This window comes from Microbacterium sp. AG238 (assembly GCF_003610405.1).
Taxonomy (GTDB): Bacteria; Actinomycetota; Actinomycetes; order Actinomycetales; family Microbacteriaceae; genus Microbacterium.
This window is the reverse complement of sequence record NZ_RAQC01000002.1, coordinates 700,225-716,784: the sequence shown is the minus strand read 5'-3', so window position 1 is coordinate 716,784 and position 16,560 is coordinate 700,225. Positions and strand designations below refer to the sequence as shown.

The 16,560-nt window shown below is 68.8% G+C and carries 15 protein-coding genes and 1 tRNA gene; 7 read left to right on the top strand and 9 right to left on the bottom strand.

The genetic code is table 11. The features are described from left to right. Window positions 1-234 carry a glutaredoxin-like protein NrdH gene (nrdH, locus tag DEU36_RS15125; protein ID WP_023954603.1) on the bottom strand — a complete coding sequence of 78 codons (234 nt, stop codon included), beginning with the start codon at window positions 232-234 and terminating at the stop codon, window positions 1-3. Between the two features lie 383 nt (window positions 235-617). Here nrdH and DEU36_RS15120 point away from each other — a divergent pair, with 383 nt between their 5' ends. Then, entirely contained in the window at window positions 618-1,823 is a 1,206-nt protein-coding gene (locus tag DEU36_RS15120) for an MFS transporter (RefSeq protein ID WP_120265130.1), read from the top strand. A gap of 24 nt (window positions 1,824-1,847) precedes the next feature. On the opposite strand, the gene DEU36_RS15115 is transcribed toward DEU36_RS15120, so the two are convergent. Then, entirely contained in the window at window positions 1,848-2,255 is a 408-nt protein-coding gene (locus tag DEU36_RS15115) for a pilus assembly protein CpaE (protein ID WP_120265129.1), read from the bottom strand. Between the two features lie 47 nt (window positions 2,256-2,302). On the opposite strand from DEU36_RS15115, the gene DEU36_RS15110 reads away from it, so the two are divergent. Continuing rightward, window positions 2,303-3,472, top strand: a complete 1,170-nt coding sequence (locus tag DEU36_RS15110) for an acyl-CoA dehydrogenase family protein (RefSeq protein ID WP_120265128.1) — start codon at window positions 2,303-2,305, stop codon at window positions 3,470-3,472. Between the two features lie 123 nt (window positions 3,473-3,595). On the opposite strand, the gene DEU36_RS15105 is transcribed toward DEU36_RS15110, so the two are convergent. After that, window positions 3,596-3,868, bottom strand: a complete 273-nt coding sequence (locus tag DEU36_RS15105) for a metal-sensitive transcriptional regulator (protein WP_120265194.1) — start codon at window positions 3,866-3,868, stop codon at window positions 3,596-3,598. A gap of 59 nt (window positions 3,869-3,927) precedes the next feature. On the opposite strand from DEU36_RS15105, the gene DEU36_RS15100 reads away from it, so the two are divergent. Then, on the top strand, window positions 3,928-5,208 hold the full coding sequence (locus DEU36_RS15100) for a DUF445 domain-containing protein (protein ID WP_120265127.1): 1,281 nt from the start codon (window positions 3,928-3,930) through the stop codon (window positions 5,206-5,208). 4 nt (window positions 5,209-5,212) lie between these two features. Next, on the top strand, window positions 5,213-5,686 hold the full coding sequence (locus DEU36_RS15095) for a histidine phosphatase family protein (RefSeq protein WP_120265126.1): 474 nt from the start codon (window positions 5,213-5,215) through the stop codon (window positions 5,684-5,686). A 36-nt stretch (window positions 5,687-5,722) separates the two neighbouring features. Here the strand turns inward: DEU36_RS15095 and DEU36_RS15090 are convergent, their stop codons facing one another. Continuing rightward, complete coding sequence (locus DEU36_RS15090) at window positions 5,723-6,199, bottom strand: YbaK/EbsC family protein (protein ID WP_120265125.1); 477 nt, start codon at window positions 6,197-6,199, stop codon at window positions 5,723-5,725. Window positions 6,200-6,293: 94 nt separating this feature from the next. Here DEU36_RS15090 and DEU36_RS15085 point away from each other — a divergent pair, with 94 nt between their 5' ends. After that, entirely contained in the window at window positions 6,294-7,364 is a 1,071-nt protein-coding gene (locus DEU36_RS15085; protein WP_120265124.1) for a Glu/Leu/Phe/Val dehydrogenase family protein, read from the top strand. 349 nt (window positions 7,365-7,713) lie between these two features. Here the strand turns inward: DEU36_RS15085 and mgtE are convergent, their stop codons facing one another. After that, a complete protein-coding gene (gene mgtE, locus DEU36_RS15080; RefSeq protein WP_120265123.1) occupies window positions 7,714-9,072 on the bottom strand; it encodes a magnesium transporter in 1,359 nt (452 codons plus the stop codon). Window positions 9,073-9,543: 471 nt separating this feature from the next. On the opposite strand from mgtE, the gene secA2 reads away from it, so the two are divergent. Next, window positions 9,544-11,913 carry an accessory Sec system translocase SecA2 gene (gene secA2, locus DEU36_RS15075; protein WP_183045427.1) on the top strand — a complete coding sequence of 790 codons (2,370 nt, stop codon included), beginning with the start codon at window positions 9,544-9,546 and terminating at the stop codon, window positions 11,911-11,913. A gap of 120 nt (window positions 11,914-12,033) precedes the next feature. On the opposite strand, the gene DEU36_RS15070 is transcribed toward secA2, so the two are convergent. The 3 genes from DEU36_RS15070 to DEU36_RS15060 all read right to left on the bottom strand — a co-directional run bounded on the left by DEU36_RS15070 (window position 12,034) and on the right by DEU36_RS15060 (window position 15,245). Further along, a complete protein-coding gene (locus tag DEU36_RS15070) occupies window positions 12,034-12,600 on the bottom strand; it encodes an NADPH-dependent FMN reductase (protein WP_120265121.1) in 567 nt (188 codons plus the stop codon). A 105-nt stretch (window positions 12,601-12,705) separates the two neighbouring features. Then, window positions 12,706-14,064, bottom strand: coding sequence for an SLC13 family permease (locus DEU36_RS15065; RefSeq protein WP_120265120.1), 1,359 nt, complete (start codon window positions 14,062-14,064; stop codon window positions 12,706-12,708). Window positions 14,065-14,129: 65 nt separating this feature from the next. Beyond that, entirely contained in the window at window positions 14,130-15,245 is a 1,116-nt protein-coding gene (locus tag DEU36_RS15060) for a PrpF domain-containing protein (protein ID WP_120265119.1), read from the bottom strand. A gap of 238 nt (window positions 15,246-15,483) precedes the next feature. On the opposite strand from DEU36_RS15060, the gene DEU36_RS15055 reads away from it, so the two are divergent. Continuing rightward, window positions 15,484-16,395, top strand: a complete 912-nt coding sequence (locus tag DEU36_RS15055; RefSeq protein WP_120265118.1) for a LysR family transcriptional regulator — start codon at window positions 15,484-15,486, stop codon at window positions 16,393-16,395. A 53-nt stretch (window positions 16,396-16,448) separates the two neighbouring features. Here the strand turns inward: DEU36_RS15055 and DEU36_RS15050 are convergent. Next, window positions 16,449-16,521 (bottom strand) — tRNA-Ala (locus DEU36_RS15050). Between the last annotated feature and the right edge of the window lie 39 nt (window positions 16,522-16,560).

Here is a 16,560-nt window from a genome sequence, read left to right as displayed (position 1 = left end):
TCAGGCGAAGCGAGCGGCCAGCTCGTCGATCTTGTCGGGACGGAAGCCCGACCAGTGGTCCTCGTCAGTGATGACGACGGGGGCCTGCAGGTAGCCGAGCGACTTGACGCGCTCGAGTGCCGCCGGGTCCTCGGAGAGGTCGAGGACGTCGTATTCGATGCCCTTCGAGTCCAGCGCACGGTACGTCGCGTTGCACTGCACGCAGGAGGGCTTGGTGTAGACCGTGATCGCCATGTCGAGTGTGGTTTCCCTTCGCTTCTTACGCATCTCCGGCTGAGAACCTGCCGGAGCCTCAATACTACATATGGGTGCCGACATCGGGGGGCACCACAAGGGGTAGTAGTTACAAGTCTGTAGTTTTGCACCGCTCTCCCCAGGTACAACACATCTTGTCCACCGTTTCATCCACAGATCCGCGACTCGATCGAGGCCCGGTTCGACGCGTGATTACGCGCTTCCGACGCGTGGCGACCGAGTCTGTCCACAGGTCGGACGGTAGACGGGCCCACCGACATCCGATTCCGACGGATCTCGTCGCGTCGGCGTGTCGCGGGCGTGTCGCGACGGCACCCGCCCGGGCGTCGCCGAGACGCCCCGGGAATCGCTACCGTTGAGGGGTGGCGGGATACGGAGAACTGCTGCGCACACCAGGTGTCGCGCGCATCATCGCCGCACAGTTGACCGCGCGCTTTCCGAGCGGGATGACGAGCCTCGCCATCCTTCTCCACATCGAGCACGTGACCGGCTCCTACGGGTCCGCCGGTCTGGTCCTGGCGGCCACCTCAGTCGGACAGGCGATCGCCGGCCCGGTGACGAGCCGATGGATGGGCGTCTGGGGCATGCGGCGCGTGCTCACACTGACGCTCGTCGTGTGCGCGGCCGCGATCGGGCTGCTCGCGGTGCTCGACGTGCCCCTGTGGATCTACATGGCGCTCGGTCTCATCGCGGGGCTGTCGACCCCGCCCGTGCAATCGGCCGTGCGCACTATCTATCCCAAGATGGTGACCTCGCGTCAGCTGACGCCGTTGTTCTCGCTCGACGCCTCGCTGCAGGAGATCATCTGGATCATCGCGCCGGTGCTCATCACCTTCGTGGCGCTGCAGGCCGGCACCGTTCCGGGCCTCCTGCTCGTGGTCGTCATCCTCATCGGCGGCGGCGCGTGGTTCATCTCCTCGCCCGAGCTCGGCCGCGTGCGCATCCCGCGCAGCCGCCGCAGCCTCGGCCGCGTGCTCCTCAAGCCCCCCGTCCTGCTCGCGACGGCGACCGGCTTCCTCCTCATCGGCGCGTGCTCGGCCGTCGAAGCGGGCGTCGTCGCCTCATTCGGTCACGGCGGACTCGAGTCCGGTCTCGTGCTCGCGGTCTTCGCCGTCGGGAGCCTGGCCGGCGGCCTGTCGTTCGGCCACATCCCGATCGGCCGCTGGGCCATGGCCCGCCGCTTCCTCATCGTCACCGTGGGGCTAGCGGCGACGATCTTCTCGCTCAACGCATGGTGGCTCGGCGGGTCGCTGCTGGTCGCCGGCATCGGCATCGCTCCGGCACTCGCGGTCATGTTCGCCATCACCTCGGCGAGCGTGAAGTTCAGCGAGACGGCCGAGGCATACGGCTGGATCGGCACCGGACAGCTCATCGGAGCTGCCGCAGGGTCGGCCATCGCGGGCTTCCTCATCGACGGCGTCGGTCCCCAGGGCGCCTACGTCGCCGCCACGCTATTTGCGGCAGCCGGTCTCATCGTCGCGGCGAGCTGCGTGCGGTGGTTCCCCGATCTGCGGGGACGCGACGCATCGCCCATTCCCGACACCGCGCCGGTCCACACCATCACCTGAGGCGGCACGCGCCGCGCCGGTCGCTCAGTCGTTGACGCGTCGCAGCATCGCGAGCACGGCCGCCGCGTAGGCATCCTCGGGCTGTGGGTGTTCGAACGACAGCGCCTCACCGGCGAACTCGATCTCGACGCGGTGCGTGTCGGCCAGTCGGCGCAGGCTGCGGAATCCGCCGCGGAGCATCTCGCGCAGCTGATCCTCGCGAGGAAGCCACAGCGCCTCGTCGAGCGCGACGGAGTCGAGTGCCCATTCCGTCGTGCCGTTGAACGCGAGGATCGTGCCGCTCGGATAGCGGCGCGGTTCGATCGTCATCTCGCTGACGGTGAAGATGTCGGCCTCGAACTCCGGCTCGTTCAACTGGAATCGGTCGCCGGATGCCGGATGCCAGACGAGCCCGGCCTCGCGCAGGGCGAGTGCGGCGTCGGTCGAGATCATGTCCCCATCCTGCACCAGGCGACCGGGCGAGGAGCGGCGGGAGCAGAATGGATGCCGTGAGCGACTTCGACCCGGCCCGCTACCTCTCCGACGATCTCCTCGAGCGCATCCGCGGGCGTGCCGCCGTCGTCGATGTCGAGAACGTCTTCCCCGACGATGACCTCGCGGAACTGCGCGAGGCCGGCTACCTCGGCATCCTGGTGCCCGAGAAGCTCGGCGGTGCGGGGCTCTCGCTCGCCCAGGCATCCGTCCTGCAGCAGCGGCTCGCCGGAGCGGCGCCCGCGACGGCCCTCGCGATCAACATGCACCTCGTGTGGACCGGCGTCGCGAAGGTGCTCTTCGACCGGGGCGACGACGCGTTGCGTTTCGTGCAGGAGGGGGCCGCGGCGGGCGAGGTCTTCGCGTTCGGCATCAGCGAGGCGGGCAACGACCTCGTCCTGTTCGGCAGCGACACCGCCGCCGAGCCGCAGCCCGACGGCGGCTACAGCTTCACGGGCACGAAGATCTTCACCTCGCTCGCTCCGGTATGGGATCACCTCGGGCTGCACGGACTCGACACGACGAGCCCCGATGCTCCGCAGCTGGTGTTCGCCTTCGTCGATCGCAGCGATGCCGTGCGCACGCGCGACGACTGGGACACCGTGGGCATGCGCGGAACCCAGTCACGCACCACCGAGCTGCACGGGGCCGTCGCCCCGGCCGACCGCGTCGTGCGTCGCCTCTCCCCCGGCCCGAACCCCGATCCGCTCGTCTTCGGCATCTTCTCGGTCTTCGAGCTGCTGCTGGCGTCGGTGTACACCGGCATCGCCCGACGTGCCCTCGACCTCGCCGTCATCGCCGCTCAGTCGCGCACGTCGAAGAAGACGGGACTGGCGTACAGCCAGGATCCCGACATCCGCTGGCGCATCGCCGAGATGGCGCTGACGTACGACGGGATGCTGCCGCAGCTCGAGGCGATCGCGCGCGACATCGATGCGCAGTCCGACCACGGCGGACTGTGGTTCGCGAAGCTGAGCGGCCTGAAGCACCGCGCCGTCGGCGCGGCGAAGACGGTCGTCGACGAGGCGATGCTCGTGGCGGGCGGATCGTCGTACTTCTCGCGGTCCGAGCTCGGCCGCCTCTACCGCGACGTCATCGCGGGGATGTTCCACCCCTCCGACCCCGAGTCGGCTCACAGCACGGTCGCCGCAGCCTGGCTCGGCCCCGTCTCCCCCTGACCCGCCCCGGCTCGCCGTCGGCAAGTCGACTCGCCACAAACCGCGGGTCCTGGGGTCGCTGCATCCGCATTCCGTGGCGACCCGACAAGGACAGCAGAGCTGAACAAGACGGGCGGGATGCCGTCAGCGGGTCTCGAGGTCGTACGCCTTGAGCAGCTCGGCGACGGCCTGCTCGCGCTCGGCGCCGCCGCTCTCGAACATGTGCGTCACGTGCGTGCGGAGGTGATTCTCGATGAGGAGCTTGTCGAGCGATGCGAGAGCCTTCTGGATGGCCCGCGACTGGGCGATGATGTCCATGCAGTAGTCCTCGTTCTCGATCATCCGGGCGAGCCCGCGGACCTGGCCTTCGAGGATGCTCGTGCGGCGCAGGGCGCGCTTCTGGATGTCGTCGATCACGCGGTCAGGATACGCCGTGACCGGCCCCGGCCGGCGAACCGCCATGGGAGGATGACCGGATGGCACGCACGCCGACCTCCCTGCTCTCCCCCGCCGACCAGGCTCGTCGCCAGGGGTTGCGGCGGATGAAGGCCGTCGCTCTCGGCGCGCTGGTGTTCATGGCGATCGTCTTCGCGGTCTCGTTCCCGTTGCAGCAGACGGTGCCCGCATTCGGGTACGTCCGAGCGGCCGCGGAAGGCGGCATGGTGGGTGCGCTGGCCGACTGGTTCGCCGTCACCGCGCTGTTCCGGCATCCGCTCGGCCTGCCCATCCCGCATACCGCGATCATCCCGAAGCGCAAGGACGAGATCGGCCGCACCCTCGGCGAGTTCGTCGAGACGAACTTCCTCGAGGCCGGCGTCATCCGCGGCAAGCTCGAGTCGATGGGCATCGCGACGCGGCTCGGCGCGTGGCTGCGCCGGCCCGAGAACGCCGAGCGCGTCTCGGCCGAGGTGTCGGCGGCGGCATCGGGCATCCTCACCGCGCTGAGCGACGACGAGGTGCAGGATCTGCTCGAAGACCTGGCGCGCGAGCATCTGCTCGCCCCGTCATGGGGTCCATCGATCGGCGGGTGGCTCGAACGCGTCGTCGGCGCGGGCGCGCACCACGGAGCGGTCGACCTGGCGATCGACAACATCGAGACCTGGCTCGTCGCCAACCGCTCGGTATTCACCGGGCTCGTCTCCCGCCGCCTGCCCTCGTGGGTGCCATCGGTGGCGACCCGGCTCGTCGACGACACCGTCTATCGCGAAGCGCTGACGTTCGTCGCGGCCGTGCGGAGCGATCCCGACCACCCGGCACGCAAGGCCATCGACGGCTACCTCGATCGCCTCGCCGGAGATCTGCAGGGCGAGACCGAGACGGCGGCGCGACTGGAGTCGGCCAAGGCCGCGGTGTTCGATAGTCCCCGCGTTCGCGCTCTCGCCGCCGAGGCCTGGGGCACCGCGAAAGCCGGGCTCGTCCGATCGCTCGGCGATGCCGAGAGTCCCCTCCGCCGGCGTATCGCGGCGGCGCTCACCGAGGTCGGCGAACGCCTCGCGACCGAGCCGGCTTTGCAGCAACGCATCGACGCACGCGTCATCGACGCCGCCGCGACGCTCGTTGCCCGCCACCGCGCCGACATCGCGTCGGTCATCACCGAGACCGTCGAACGCTGGGACGCGCAGGAGACGACCGAGAAGATCGAGCTCATGGTCGGCCGCGACCTGCAGTACATCCGGCTCAACGGCACGATCGTCGGATCGCTCGCCGGACTCGTCATCTACACGATCGCCCACGCGGTCTTCGGCGCGGGAGGATGAATCCATGACGACGCTCATCCTCGTGCGACATGCCAAAAGCGATTGGGGCACGGCCGCACTCGACGATCACGCCCGTCCGCTGAACGACCGCGGCATGCGCGACGCTCCCGTGATGGCCGAGCGCCTGGCGTCCACGGACGTCTCCGTCGAGCGCATCCTCGCCTCCACAGCGCTCCGCGCTCGGACGACCGCGGCAGCTTTCGGCGCTGCGTTCGGACTCGAACCGGACCTGCGCGACGAGCTCTATGGCGCTTCGGCGCGCGTGCTCCTCGACGCGGCGAGCGGCAGCGGGGTGCAGTCCGTGCTCGTCGTCGCGCACGACCCGGGGATGACGGTGCTCGCCGAGCGACTGTCGAACGGGGGCATCGGCGGGATGCCGACGTGCGCGGTCGCCACCTTCACGTGGCGGACCGATGACTGGGACGTCGCGACCGCGACCGATCCGGACGCGTGGAGCTTCGACAGCCCGAAGAGCTGAGCGCCGGGGTGCGCAGACCTGCGGGCTGATCCCGGGTCAGCCGACGGCCACGACCGTTCCGGCCGTGAGTCGGACGAGCTCGTCGAACGTCAGCGGGAAGACCGTGTGCGGTGTGCCGCCGGCCGCCCAGATCTCGTCGTACTGCTCGAGATCTTCGTCGATGAACGTCGTGAGGGGCGCGGGATGTCCCGTCGGCGCGACGCCGCCGATCGCCTGCCCCGTCGCACTGCGGACCTGATCGACGCTGGCTCGTTTGATCTCGGTGCGTCCGGTGCGCTCGGCCAGAGCCGCCGTGTCGACGCGGTGCGCGCCGCTGGTCATGACCAGCAGCGGCTCACCGTCCGACCAGAAGACCAGGCTGTTGGCGATCGCCCCCACCTCCACGCCGAGCGCCGCCGCGGCCAGGGCGGCCGTGGAAGCGGCATCCGGCAGCACGACGATGTCGCTGGCGATGCCGGCGGCACGCAGGGACTCGTGAACGATACGGCTTCGCGAAGGCAGATCGGTGGTCACGCTGACACTCTAGAAGAGGCACAATGGGCTGGATGCCGCAACGCCGCGGCACGGAGAGCATGAGCCCACAAGGCTCCGCCGAAAGAGGATCGCGATGACCCACGCCCTGCCCCTGCCCGATTTCACGCACGAGCGCGTGGAGGTGATGACGGGACGGCGGAGCGGCCTCTTCATCGCCGCCGCGTTGCACTCCTCCGTCCTCGGCCCCGCTCTCGGCGGCGCCCGCGTGTGGACGTACCCGCACTGGAGCGACGCACTCGGCGACGCCCTCCGCCTGTCCGCGGCGATGACGTTGAAGAACGCGGCGGCGGGGCTGGATGCCGGCGGCGGGAAGGCCGTCATCGGCTTGCCCCCGGGAACGGTGCTGGATGCCGAGCGGCGGCGTGCGGCGTTCCTCGATCTCGGTGACGCCGTCGAGTCGCTGGGCGGCCTGTACCGCACGGCCGAAGACGTGGGGTCGACCACCGACGACATGCTCACCGTCAGCGAACGCACCGCGCACGTCGTCGGCCTCCCCGACCGCGTGGGTGGCTCGGGCGAACCAGCGGGTCCGACGAGCATCGGCGTGCACGCGTCGCTGCTCGCGACCCTCGAGCGCGTGACCGGAGCTCGCGATGTCGCCGGCCGCCGCATCACGATCGCGGGGCTCGGACAGGTGGGCAGCCGCCTCGCCGTGCAGCTCGCCGCCGAAGGCGCAGAGCTCACCGTGACCGATGTGAACCCCGCGAAGCGCGAGCTCGCGACGAGCCTCGGTGCCACGTGGATCGAACCGGCGGAGGCCCACCTCGCCTCGGCCGACGTCTTCGTGCCCGCGGGCATCGGAGGCGTCCTCACCGACGAGGTGATCGACGCGCTCGACGCACGAGCAGTATGCGGACCCGCGAACAACCCGCTGGCACATCGCTCCGGCGCCGACCGTCTGGCCGCGCGCGGCATCCTGTACGCCCCCGACTTCGTCGTGAACGCGGGCGGGGTCATCTACCTCGACCTCGCCGCGAAGCAGCGCGATCGCAGCGAGATCGCCACGCGTGTCGAGGGCATCGGCGACGTGCTGCGGCGCATCTTCGACGAAGCCGCCGCGCGCGACGTCACGCCGCTCGCCGCCGCGGAGTCCCTCGCCGCCGAGCGCCTCGCCGCCGGGGCCGCCCGCGACGCCCTGGTCTGACCCCGGCCGGGGTCGGCGAGGTGCCGGGGTGCGTCTGGGTCTGGGTCCGGGATGCAAGGGATCGTCGACGACACCCCGCCGGAACGGCATCCACCCCGGCGCGCCGCGCCCGATCCCTTGCATCCCCGAACCGAAGCCGGCCGGGGCGGTGGGTGCCGGGTAGGACAGGGGTGGAACGGGGGGGCCGGATGCCGCACACCCGAGGCTCCGGCCGAAGGAGCCACGCACTCCCCGACCCCCAAACCGGGATGCAAGGGATCGTCGCCGACACCCCGCCGAAACGGCATCCACCGCGGCGTGCCGCGCCCGATCCCTTGCATCCCGGCACCGCGACAACCCGCGCACAGGCTCAGATTTGCAGGATGGCTCGGGCGATGAGGAAGTACAGGATCAGGCCGCTGGCGTCGACGAACGTCGTGATGAACGGGTTCGAGAACACCGCGGGATCGACACGGATCGCCCTCGCGAGCAGCGGCATGACTCCCCCGACCGTCGCCGCCATCGTGCACACCGCGATCAGAGTCGCCCCGATGACGAGACCGATGCGCGGCTCGTACACGAGCGAGGTCACCCCGAATCCGACGAGCCCCAGGATGCTGCCGAGGAAGAACCCCACGCGCACCTCACGGCTCAGCACTCGCACGACGTCGCGAGGTCGTACATCGCCCAGCGCGAGCGCACGCGTGACCGTCGTCGCGGCCTGGTTTCCGGTGTTCCCGCCGGTTCCGATGAGCAGCGGCACGAACAGCGCGAGCACCGTGATCTGGGCGAGCGTCGCCTCGAATGCCGACAGCACCTGCACGGTGAGCGTCGCGCCGACGGCGAGCACGAGCAGCCAGACGACCCGCGAGCGCACGATCTGAGCGATGGGCGTCGACAGGTAGGGCCGGCGGAGGGGTTCGGCACCGCCCTGACGCGCGGCGTCCTCGCTCTCCTCGTGCTCCAGGATGCGCGCAGCGTCGTCGACGGTCAGGATGCCGACGAGTCGCTCCTCGCTGTCGACGATCGGCAGCGCGAGCAGGCCGCGCTCGGTGCAGCGGCGGGCGGCGGTCTCGGCGTCGTCGTCCACCCCGGCGGTCTGCGCGGCCTGCATGATGTCGCGCACGGCGTCGGACGGTTCGGCGGCGAGCAGATCGCGCAGACTGACGACGCCCGCGACGCGACGTCCCGCATCGACCACGGGAAGCGTGTACACCGTCTCGGCGTCGTGCAGGCGGGCCCGCACCCGCTCGAGCGCGCCCGCGACCGTGCTGCCGATCGGAACCGACACGAACTCCGGGCTCATCCGGCGCCCGATGGATCCGCGGCGGTAGCCGAGGACCGCCGCGGTCATCTCACGCTCGTGAGCGGGAAGCCCGCGCATCAGCCGGGACGCGAGCGAGGCCGGCAGCTCGTCGACGAGCCAGGCGCGGTCGTCGGGGTCGAGGTCGCCGAAGATGTGCGCCACCTCAGCGTCGCGCAGGTCGCCGATCAGCTCCCCCTGCATGTTCGGCGAGAGCGCTTCGAACACCTGCAGAGCGTGGTCTTTCGGCAGCAGCCGGTAGGCGACGGCGCGACGACGACCGTCGAGTCGCTCGAGCACCTCGGCGAGACGCTCGGGCTCGACAGCGGCGAGAGCAGCCGCAGCAGACGGCAGGTCACCCCGCGACAGGGGTGCGGCGATGCCGTCGACGACGATGGTCAGTTCGTTGATCTGCTCCGGAGTCATGGGAGCCCTCCTCATGTGGACGCGCACGCATCCGCGGCATCGTCACGACGACGACGGCACGGACCACATCGCGAAGCCTGCTGGTGCGACGCACCGCGGCTCGTCCGCTCAGGAGTCGATCGGGTCGACGAGCGGGCGGGCAGCGGGCGTGGCGCTGTCGATCTCGCGATGGCAACTATCACCGCTCATTGAGCACCTCACCTCGCTTCCTTTTTCTCGCAGGTCGACAATCGGCAGAAGAGGATCTGCCGGCGATCAGGGGCGGACCGCGGCGATCGGATGCCGCGGGCCGATGCCCCGCCGACCATCGTATGCCCCCGCGGCTGGGAGAACCCGCCACTCCGCGCCGTCCACAATCACGACAGGATGCTGGGCGCTCGGCATCGCCTTGACACTTTCGGACAAGCCCATCCGAGTCATAGTGTGGGCAAGACGCCTGTCGGCACACACGGAGCCAGGGGGTTGCGACCGGTGAGAAGCACATCAAGCCCACGCCTCGCATTCCCACCGGGTGTCCCGCCTCGCGACGTCTCGCTGTGGACGCGTCTTCTCGATCCCGTCCGCCGCCTCATCGGGTCTCCTGGCTCGCTCGACATCTCGTCGGCGCTGAACGTCGCTGATCGCGTCGAGTTGCGCCGCCGAGCGCTGGAAAGCCTGCCGGATGCCCAATTCGACTCAGCGGTCGCCGAAGCACAACGAGGTGCCCTCCGATGGGATCTCGACGCGGGCGAGGAGCTACTCGCGTTGATCGCGGACGCCGCGCGTCGAGAGCTAGGCCTGGAGGCGTATCGCGAGCAGATCGCCGCCGTGTTCAGTCTCTTGAGCGGACGAGTCGTGGACATGGCAACCGGTGAGGGCAAAACCCTCGTGGGTTTCCTCGCGTCCGCGGCCTGGGCCGCGAGCGGGAGGCGTGTTCACGTGTTATCGGCGAACAGCTATCTCGCGCAGCGTGACGCGGCGGCGGGGCGAGCCTTTTTCGCGCGTCTCGGTATCGACGTCGCCTCGGTTGACGATGAGATGAGCGGCGAAGACCGGCAGCGCGGTTATAGCTCGCATGTTGTCTACACGACGGCACACCAGGTCGGTTTCGATCTGTTGCGGGACCGCCAGCGCACATCGGAGTCCGACCGGCTCCTACCCGCCACTGACGTGGCACTGATCGATGAGATCGATGCGGTCCTCATCGACGACGCCGTCGTGCCCCTCGTGCTGGCAGCCGATCGTGCTGCGGAAGAGTCGGATACCGAGCTCCCGCATGTGGTCGCTCAGATGCAGGAACGCGTCCATTACGAGGTCAGCGGTGACGGCCGCAGCGCTGCTTTCACAGATGCGGGTTTGGCGATGCTGGAGGCGGCTTATGGAATCACGGATCTTTACGCGACCGATCACACCGAGCTGCTCGCTGCTGCCCATGTCGCGTTGCATGCGCAGGCACTCCTGCAGCGGGACGTGCACTACATCGTTTCGGACTCCCGCCTCAAGCTGATCAGCGAGCCACGCGGGCGGGTTGTGGAACGGCAGCGATGGCCTGACGGGCTGCAGGCAGCCCTCGAACGCAAAGAGGGTCTGTTGGTCACCGGGCAGGCACAGATTCGCGATCAAATCTTGGTTGAGACCGTCGTGAACGGCTACGCGACGGTCGCCGGTATGAGCGGCTCTGCACTCGAAGCTGCGGAACGTTTGGACGAGGACCTCGGGATGTCTACGGTTGCGATCCCTCCGCACCGCAGTCCCGCCCGCGTCGACGAGCCCGACCGGTTGTACCGCTCACAGCCCGAGCGGGACGCGGCGGCAGCAGAGGGTGTCATGAAGGCGCACGATCGAGGTCAGCCCGTGCTCATCGGCACGCAGAGCGTACAAGCGTCGGAGAGTTTTGCGGGCGTCCTTCGTGCTCATGGTCTGGAAGTCCGAGTGCTGAACGCGAAGAACGATGCGGCGGAGGCGTCCGTCATCGCCCAGGCAGGACAGCCCGGGGCGGTGACGGTCTCAACGCAGATGGCAGGACGCGGCGTGGACATCGCGTTGCCCCCTGTCTCGGCCCGTGCCGGTGGACTTTTCGTCGTCGGGCTCGCTCGCCATGACTCGCCGCGGCTTGATCGGCAGCTTCGCGGTCGATCGGGGAGACAAGGCGAGCCAGGACGCACGGTGTTCTACACGAGCCTCGACGATGCAGTCGTCAAGAACAACCTCCGCATCAACCTGGTTCCGCGCAGCATCGGGCCCGACGGACTGATCGATGATCAACGCTTTCGCAGCCTGTACGACCACGCTCAGCGCGTCGCCGATGGGAAGCTGCTCCAGTTGCATCGGAACACACGCCGCTACAACTCCATCATCGACGAGCAGCGGGACACGCTGCTTCGTCTGCGAGAGACGCTCCTTTCTGATGCAGGGCTGGAGCGGTTTATCGAACGCTTGGGAGAGGGCGAAGCTGGGCTTGCCGAGCGTTGGGCTTCACATGACCGCCGCGCCCTCGCCCGCGAGGTGACGTTGCTCCACCTGGACGAAGCCTGGTCTGAGCACCTAGCGGGTCTCGCGGAAGTGCGTGAGGGCATCCACCTTCGAGTTCTCGGCAGGCAGAACCCGCTGGACGAATTCGCGTTGATCGCGGCCCGTAACCTGCCACAGGTCGTAGATGAATTCCGGGACGCGGTGCGCGCGATCCTCCTCGCGGCCCCTGAAGAAGCCCAGACTCTCTCCGACTTGCAGCTCTCCAGGCCCTCATCCACGTGGACCTACATGGTCTCTGACAACCCGTTCGGCTCGGAGGCTGACCGCATCGTGTCCTACCTGAATGCGATTGTGCACGGGCGGCGCCCTCGCGGGGTCGAGTACGTGTGACGCACCCATCATGCGACGCTGTCGAAGGTTCGGCGTGAGGGACGAACACACCCCGCTGGCGTAATCACGACAGGGCGCCCGACCGCGCGGCCGGACGCCCTGTCGAGGGCGATCCTCAGATCAGCCGACGGCGGCGAGGTTCTTCGCGACGTGCGCGTGCACGGCCTTGAGCCACGACAGCAGGAACTCGGACGTCGACTCGTTGGTGACGGTGCCGTCGTCGTCGATGAGGCCCTCGGTGAGCTGGAGGTAGCCCTCGGGCTGCGAGAGCTCGGGCGACGCGAGGAACGACAGGATCGACCGCAGGTGCTGCTGCGCGACGGCCGTGCCCACCGCACCGATCGAGATGCCGATGACGGCGGACGGCTTACCGGCGAAGCTGTTGTCGCCCCACGGACGGCTCGCGGTGTCGAGAGCGTTCTTCAGGACGCCAGGCACCGACCGGTTGTACTCGGGGGTGACGATGATGACGCCGTCGGCCTTCTCGACCGCAGCCTTGAACTCAGCCGCTTCGGCCGGGATCGACGCGTCGTTGTCGGCCGAGTAGAACGGCAGCGGTGCGATCGGGATCTCGGTGAGCTCGAGGTCGGCCTGCGGGGCGAGCTTGGTGAGCGCCTTCGCCAGACGACGGTTGATCGAGGTCGACGAGATGCTGCCGACGATGACGCCGACGTTGTAGGTGGTCATGGACGAAACCTCCCAGGGGATCGATTCATTTGCATGCATTCTACGTGGCCGCGCACCGCCTCGCGCACACCGTCGGTGCGTGAGGCGGTGCGCGGGGCGCTTCTGTCAGAGCGAGAACGGCACGACGAGGGTAGCCCAGGCGAGGAAGGGCCCGATCAGCACGATGACCCCGGAGTAGCGCAGAATCCGCTGGTAGAACGCAGGAGGGTCGACGTTTTGGGCGTTCGCGAGGACGAGCGCGCCATTGGTCGAGAACGGTGAGACGTCGACGACCTTCGCGGCGATCGCGACCGCAGAGATCGCCATCCCGCCGGCGACGGGGCTGTCCTGAATGAGCGGCAGGAGCATCGGGATCGAGATCGCGATGACCGCCGTCGACGAGGCGAACGCCGAGACGACACCGGCCATGACGCAGAGCACGAGCACACCGATGAGGGGCGAACCGAGGCTGCCGATCCCGTTCGCGACCCATTCGATCGCGCCGGCTTCTTCGACGATGCTGATGTAGGTGATCATGCCCGCGACGAGCAGGATGGTCGACCAGCTGATGCCCTCGACGGCCGCCGTGAGGTGCTTCTTCTCGATGAAGGCGATCACGGTGCCGGCGACGAGCGCGAGGATGCCGATGTCGAGGTGGAACACCATGGCCCCGACGGCCAGCCCCAGCAGGGCGAGCAGCGTCAGCACCTGAGCCGGCGTCGTCCGCACGCGAGGGGTCTGGAGCGTCTGCGTGAGCGTGAGGACCGAACCCTGCTCGGCGCCGCCGACGGAGATGTTCCCCGTCGCGGGCACGCGCGGCCCGGGCACCGCGCCGCCATCGCCCGCGCCGCTCGCGTCGCCGCGCCCGGAGTACGCTCCCCCGCGAAGGCGGTTCTTCCACGAGAAGAACAGCTGCGTGAGGATCGCGATCAGCGTCGAGTAGACGAATGCCGTCACGAACAGCACCATGGGCGAGAAGCCGGGGGTGTCGCCCACCATGCCGCTGACGAGCAGGCCGAGCACCGAGATCGGCGAGAGCGAACCCGCCAGCGCCCCGTAGACGACGGTCATTCCCACCGGCAGCGGGTCGAGGCCGTGCTTGGCGGCGAAGCTGAGCGCGACGGGGGCGACCAGGGCGACGGCGGCCGGCGGGAACGTGCCCATGGCCGTCAGGATCGCGGCAACCCCGAACAGCACCCACGGCACCAGCGCCGTCCGGCCCCGTACGAGGCGGACGCCGCGGTCGACGATCAGGTCGACGGTGCCGTTGAGCTTCGCGACGGCAAACAGATAGGTGACACCGACGATCGTGAGGAAGAGGTCGGCGGGGAAGCCCGCGAGCATCTGCTTCTCGTCGAGTCCGAGTACGAGCGTTCCGACGAGGAAGGTGCCGATGAATCCGAGAATGCCGATGTTGATCGGCCGCACGGTGGCGATGATGACCATCGCGAACAACGCGAGTATCGAGATGAGCTCTGGTGACATCGTTGTCTCCCAACGGGGGTTGGCGGCGACCGGATCCGCCTCAGCGAGATCGGCCGCCTATTTGATCATCGGACGAGGAGGGCTTCCTCGACCAGTCCCGACGCGTGATCGGGCAGTTGCTCCAGCGGCAGAGGGACGGAGGCATCCGCCAGCCGCCGCGCCGAGCGGGTGATTCCGACTGCGGGCAGTGCGCCGTGACGGTCGATGCGGGTGCTCACCACACCCGACGGCGTGCGCATTGAGGTGACGTCGCGGGTGCCGGGTCGTTTGGCCATCCGCGATACGACCGTGCCCGGGGTAGCCGCCGCCAGCGTCAGCGCGACGCTGCCGGTGATCGCGATCGCCGGGTGCGCCTTGCCCATCGACATCATCGTGACCCCGAAGTCGTGATCGTCCGCGCTGCGGGACGACACCAGGGCGACCTTCGGCACTGCCTTGAGCGCCGCAGCCGCGGCGGCCGCGAGTCCCATGCGGACGGCGCCTTCACGACGGATGCCGTCGACACGGGCCAGCAGCTCGGGTCGCGCATCGATCTCGGCGGGTGTTTCGAGGCCGGTCAGGCCCAGCGCCGACGCCTCGGCGATGACGACGGGCGCTCCCCCGTCGATCAGTGTCACCGGAACGCCGTCGATGTGCTCGATGGCGAGGCCGGTCGGCAGCAGGCGACCCGTCGTGCGGCCGGCGGGATCGACGAACCAGAGCACGACCTCGAGGCCCGCGTAGGGAACGCCGACGATGTGCGCGTCGCCCGACTCGTCGAACACGCCGCCGGGCGTGGGAACCTCGGCCACGATCAGCTGACCGGTGTTCGTGTTGAAGATGCGGACCGCCGTCCGCTCGCCCTGCGGGGCGAGCCACCCCGCGTGGAGCACGTACGGCGCGATCGCAGCAGAGCAGTTGCCACAGTTGCTCGACCAGTCGACCCGCCCGTCGGCGAGGCCGACCTGTGCGAACGAGTAGTCGATGTCGGCGTCGTCGCGCTGGCTCGGCGACAGGATGACGGCCTTGCTGGTCGTCGAGGTGCCGCCGCCGAGGCCATCGATCTGCCGCTCGTCGGGACTGCCGTACAGGCGCAGCAGAATGTCGTCGACGGGTGCGCCGACACGCTCCAGCTCGTTGCGGCTGAAGACCCAGCACTTGCTGGTCCCGCCCCGCATGAGTGTCGCCGGGATCTCCAACATGGCCGCCTCCTGAGGTGTCGGCATCCATGCTTGCTGCGGCCATCGTTCAGGAAAACCGCCGGATGCTTAACCCCTGTGAAGGTGCGCTTCAGTCTCGCTTGGGCCTGATTGCGCGCACTCAGCCGCATCCGGAGGCCAGATATGTCACTCAGATGAGCCAGTCGCGTGAAGTTCCGCTTCATGCGCTTTCAGTATCCAGCTTGTCGACTGTACGGTAGGGGCTGAAAGCGAGGCACCGATGCTCGATGTGCGAAGACTGGCCGTGCTGGTGACGATCCTCGATCACGGCTCGCTCACCGCCGCAGCGAAGACACTCGGTTACTCCCCCTCGGCGCTGTCGCAACAGCTTCAGCGCCTCGAGCAAGAGGTCGGACAGCCGCTCGTCCGGCGCCAGCCGCGCGGCGTCGTGTCCACCGAGGCCGGTGCCCTCCTCGCCGGGCATGCCCGCTACATCCTGCGTCGGCTCCGGGCAGCGGAGTCCGAGCTGGGCGAGCTGGCCGGCCTGCGCCGCGGTCGGATCGCGGTCGGCACATTCCCGACGATCGGAACCACCCTCATGCCCGTCGCCATCAGTCGGTTCCGCCGCGACTATCCCGGTGTGCGCCTCGACGTGCACAGCGCCCGCTTCGACGAGCTCGTTGCCGCCCTGCAGGAGAACACGATCGGACTGTCACTGCTGTGGGACTACGAGTGGAATCGCATCGACGAGCCCGATCTGTCGATCACTCCCCTGTTCGAAGATCCGACGGTGCTGGTGGTGTCGCAGGATCACCGCCTCGGGCGCACCCGCCACGTGACGATGTCGATGCTCCGGCACGAGGAATGGATCGTGCGCAAGCGCGATCACCCCGTCGCTGAGGTGCTGGAGCGCAGCTGCCGGGCCGCAGGCTTCAGCCCGACGATCGCGTTCGAGGCCAACGACTACCAGGAGGCCCTCGCGATGGTGAGCGTCGGGCTCGGCGTCGCGCTCGCACCGCGCACGGCCGTCACGTCAGCGCGACCCGACGTCCGCATCGTCAGCCTCGGCCAGGAGGCTCCGTCGCGCCGTATCGTCATCGCACACCGCAGCGACCGTGTGCGCCCTCCCGGTGAGCGCGCGATGCACCAGATCCTCGTCGATGTCGCTCGCGAGCAGCTGGTTGCGGGCTGACCACCGGTATATGCAGAAACCGGCATCCTGATGGATGCCGGTTCTCGTTTCGGTGGACCTGAGGGGATTCGAACCCCTGACCTCTTCATTGCGAACGAAGCGCGCTACCAACTGCGCCACAGGCCCGGAACTCCCCCACACTATCACGCTGTCAGGGTGCACCCG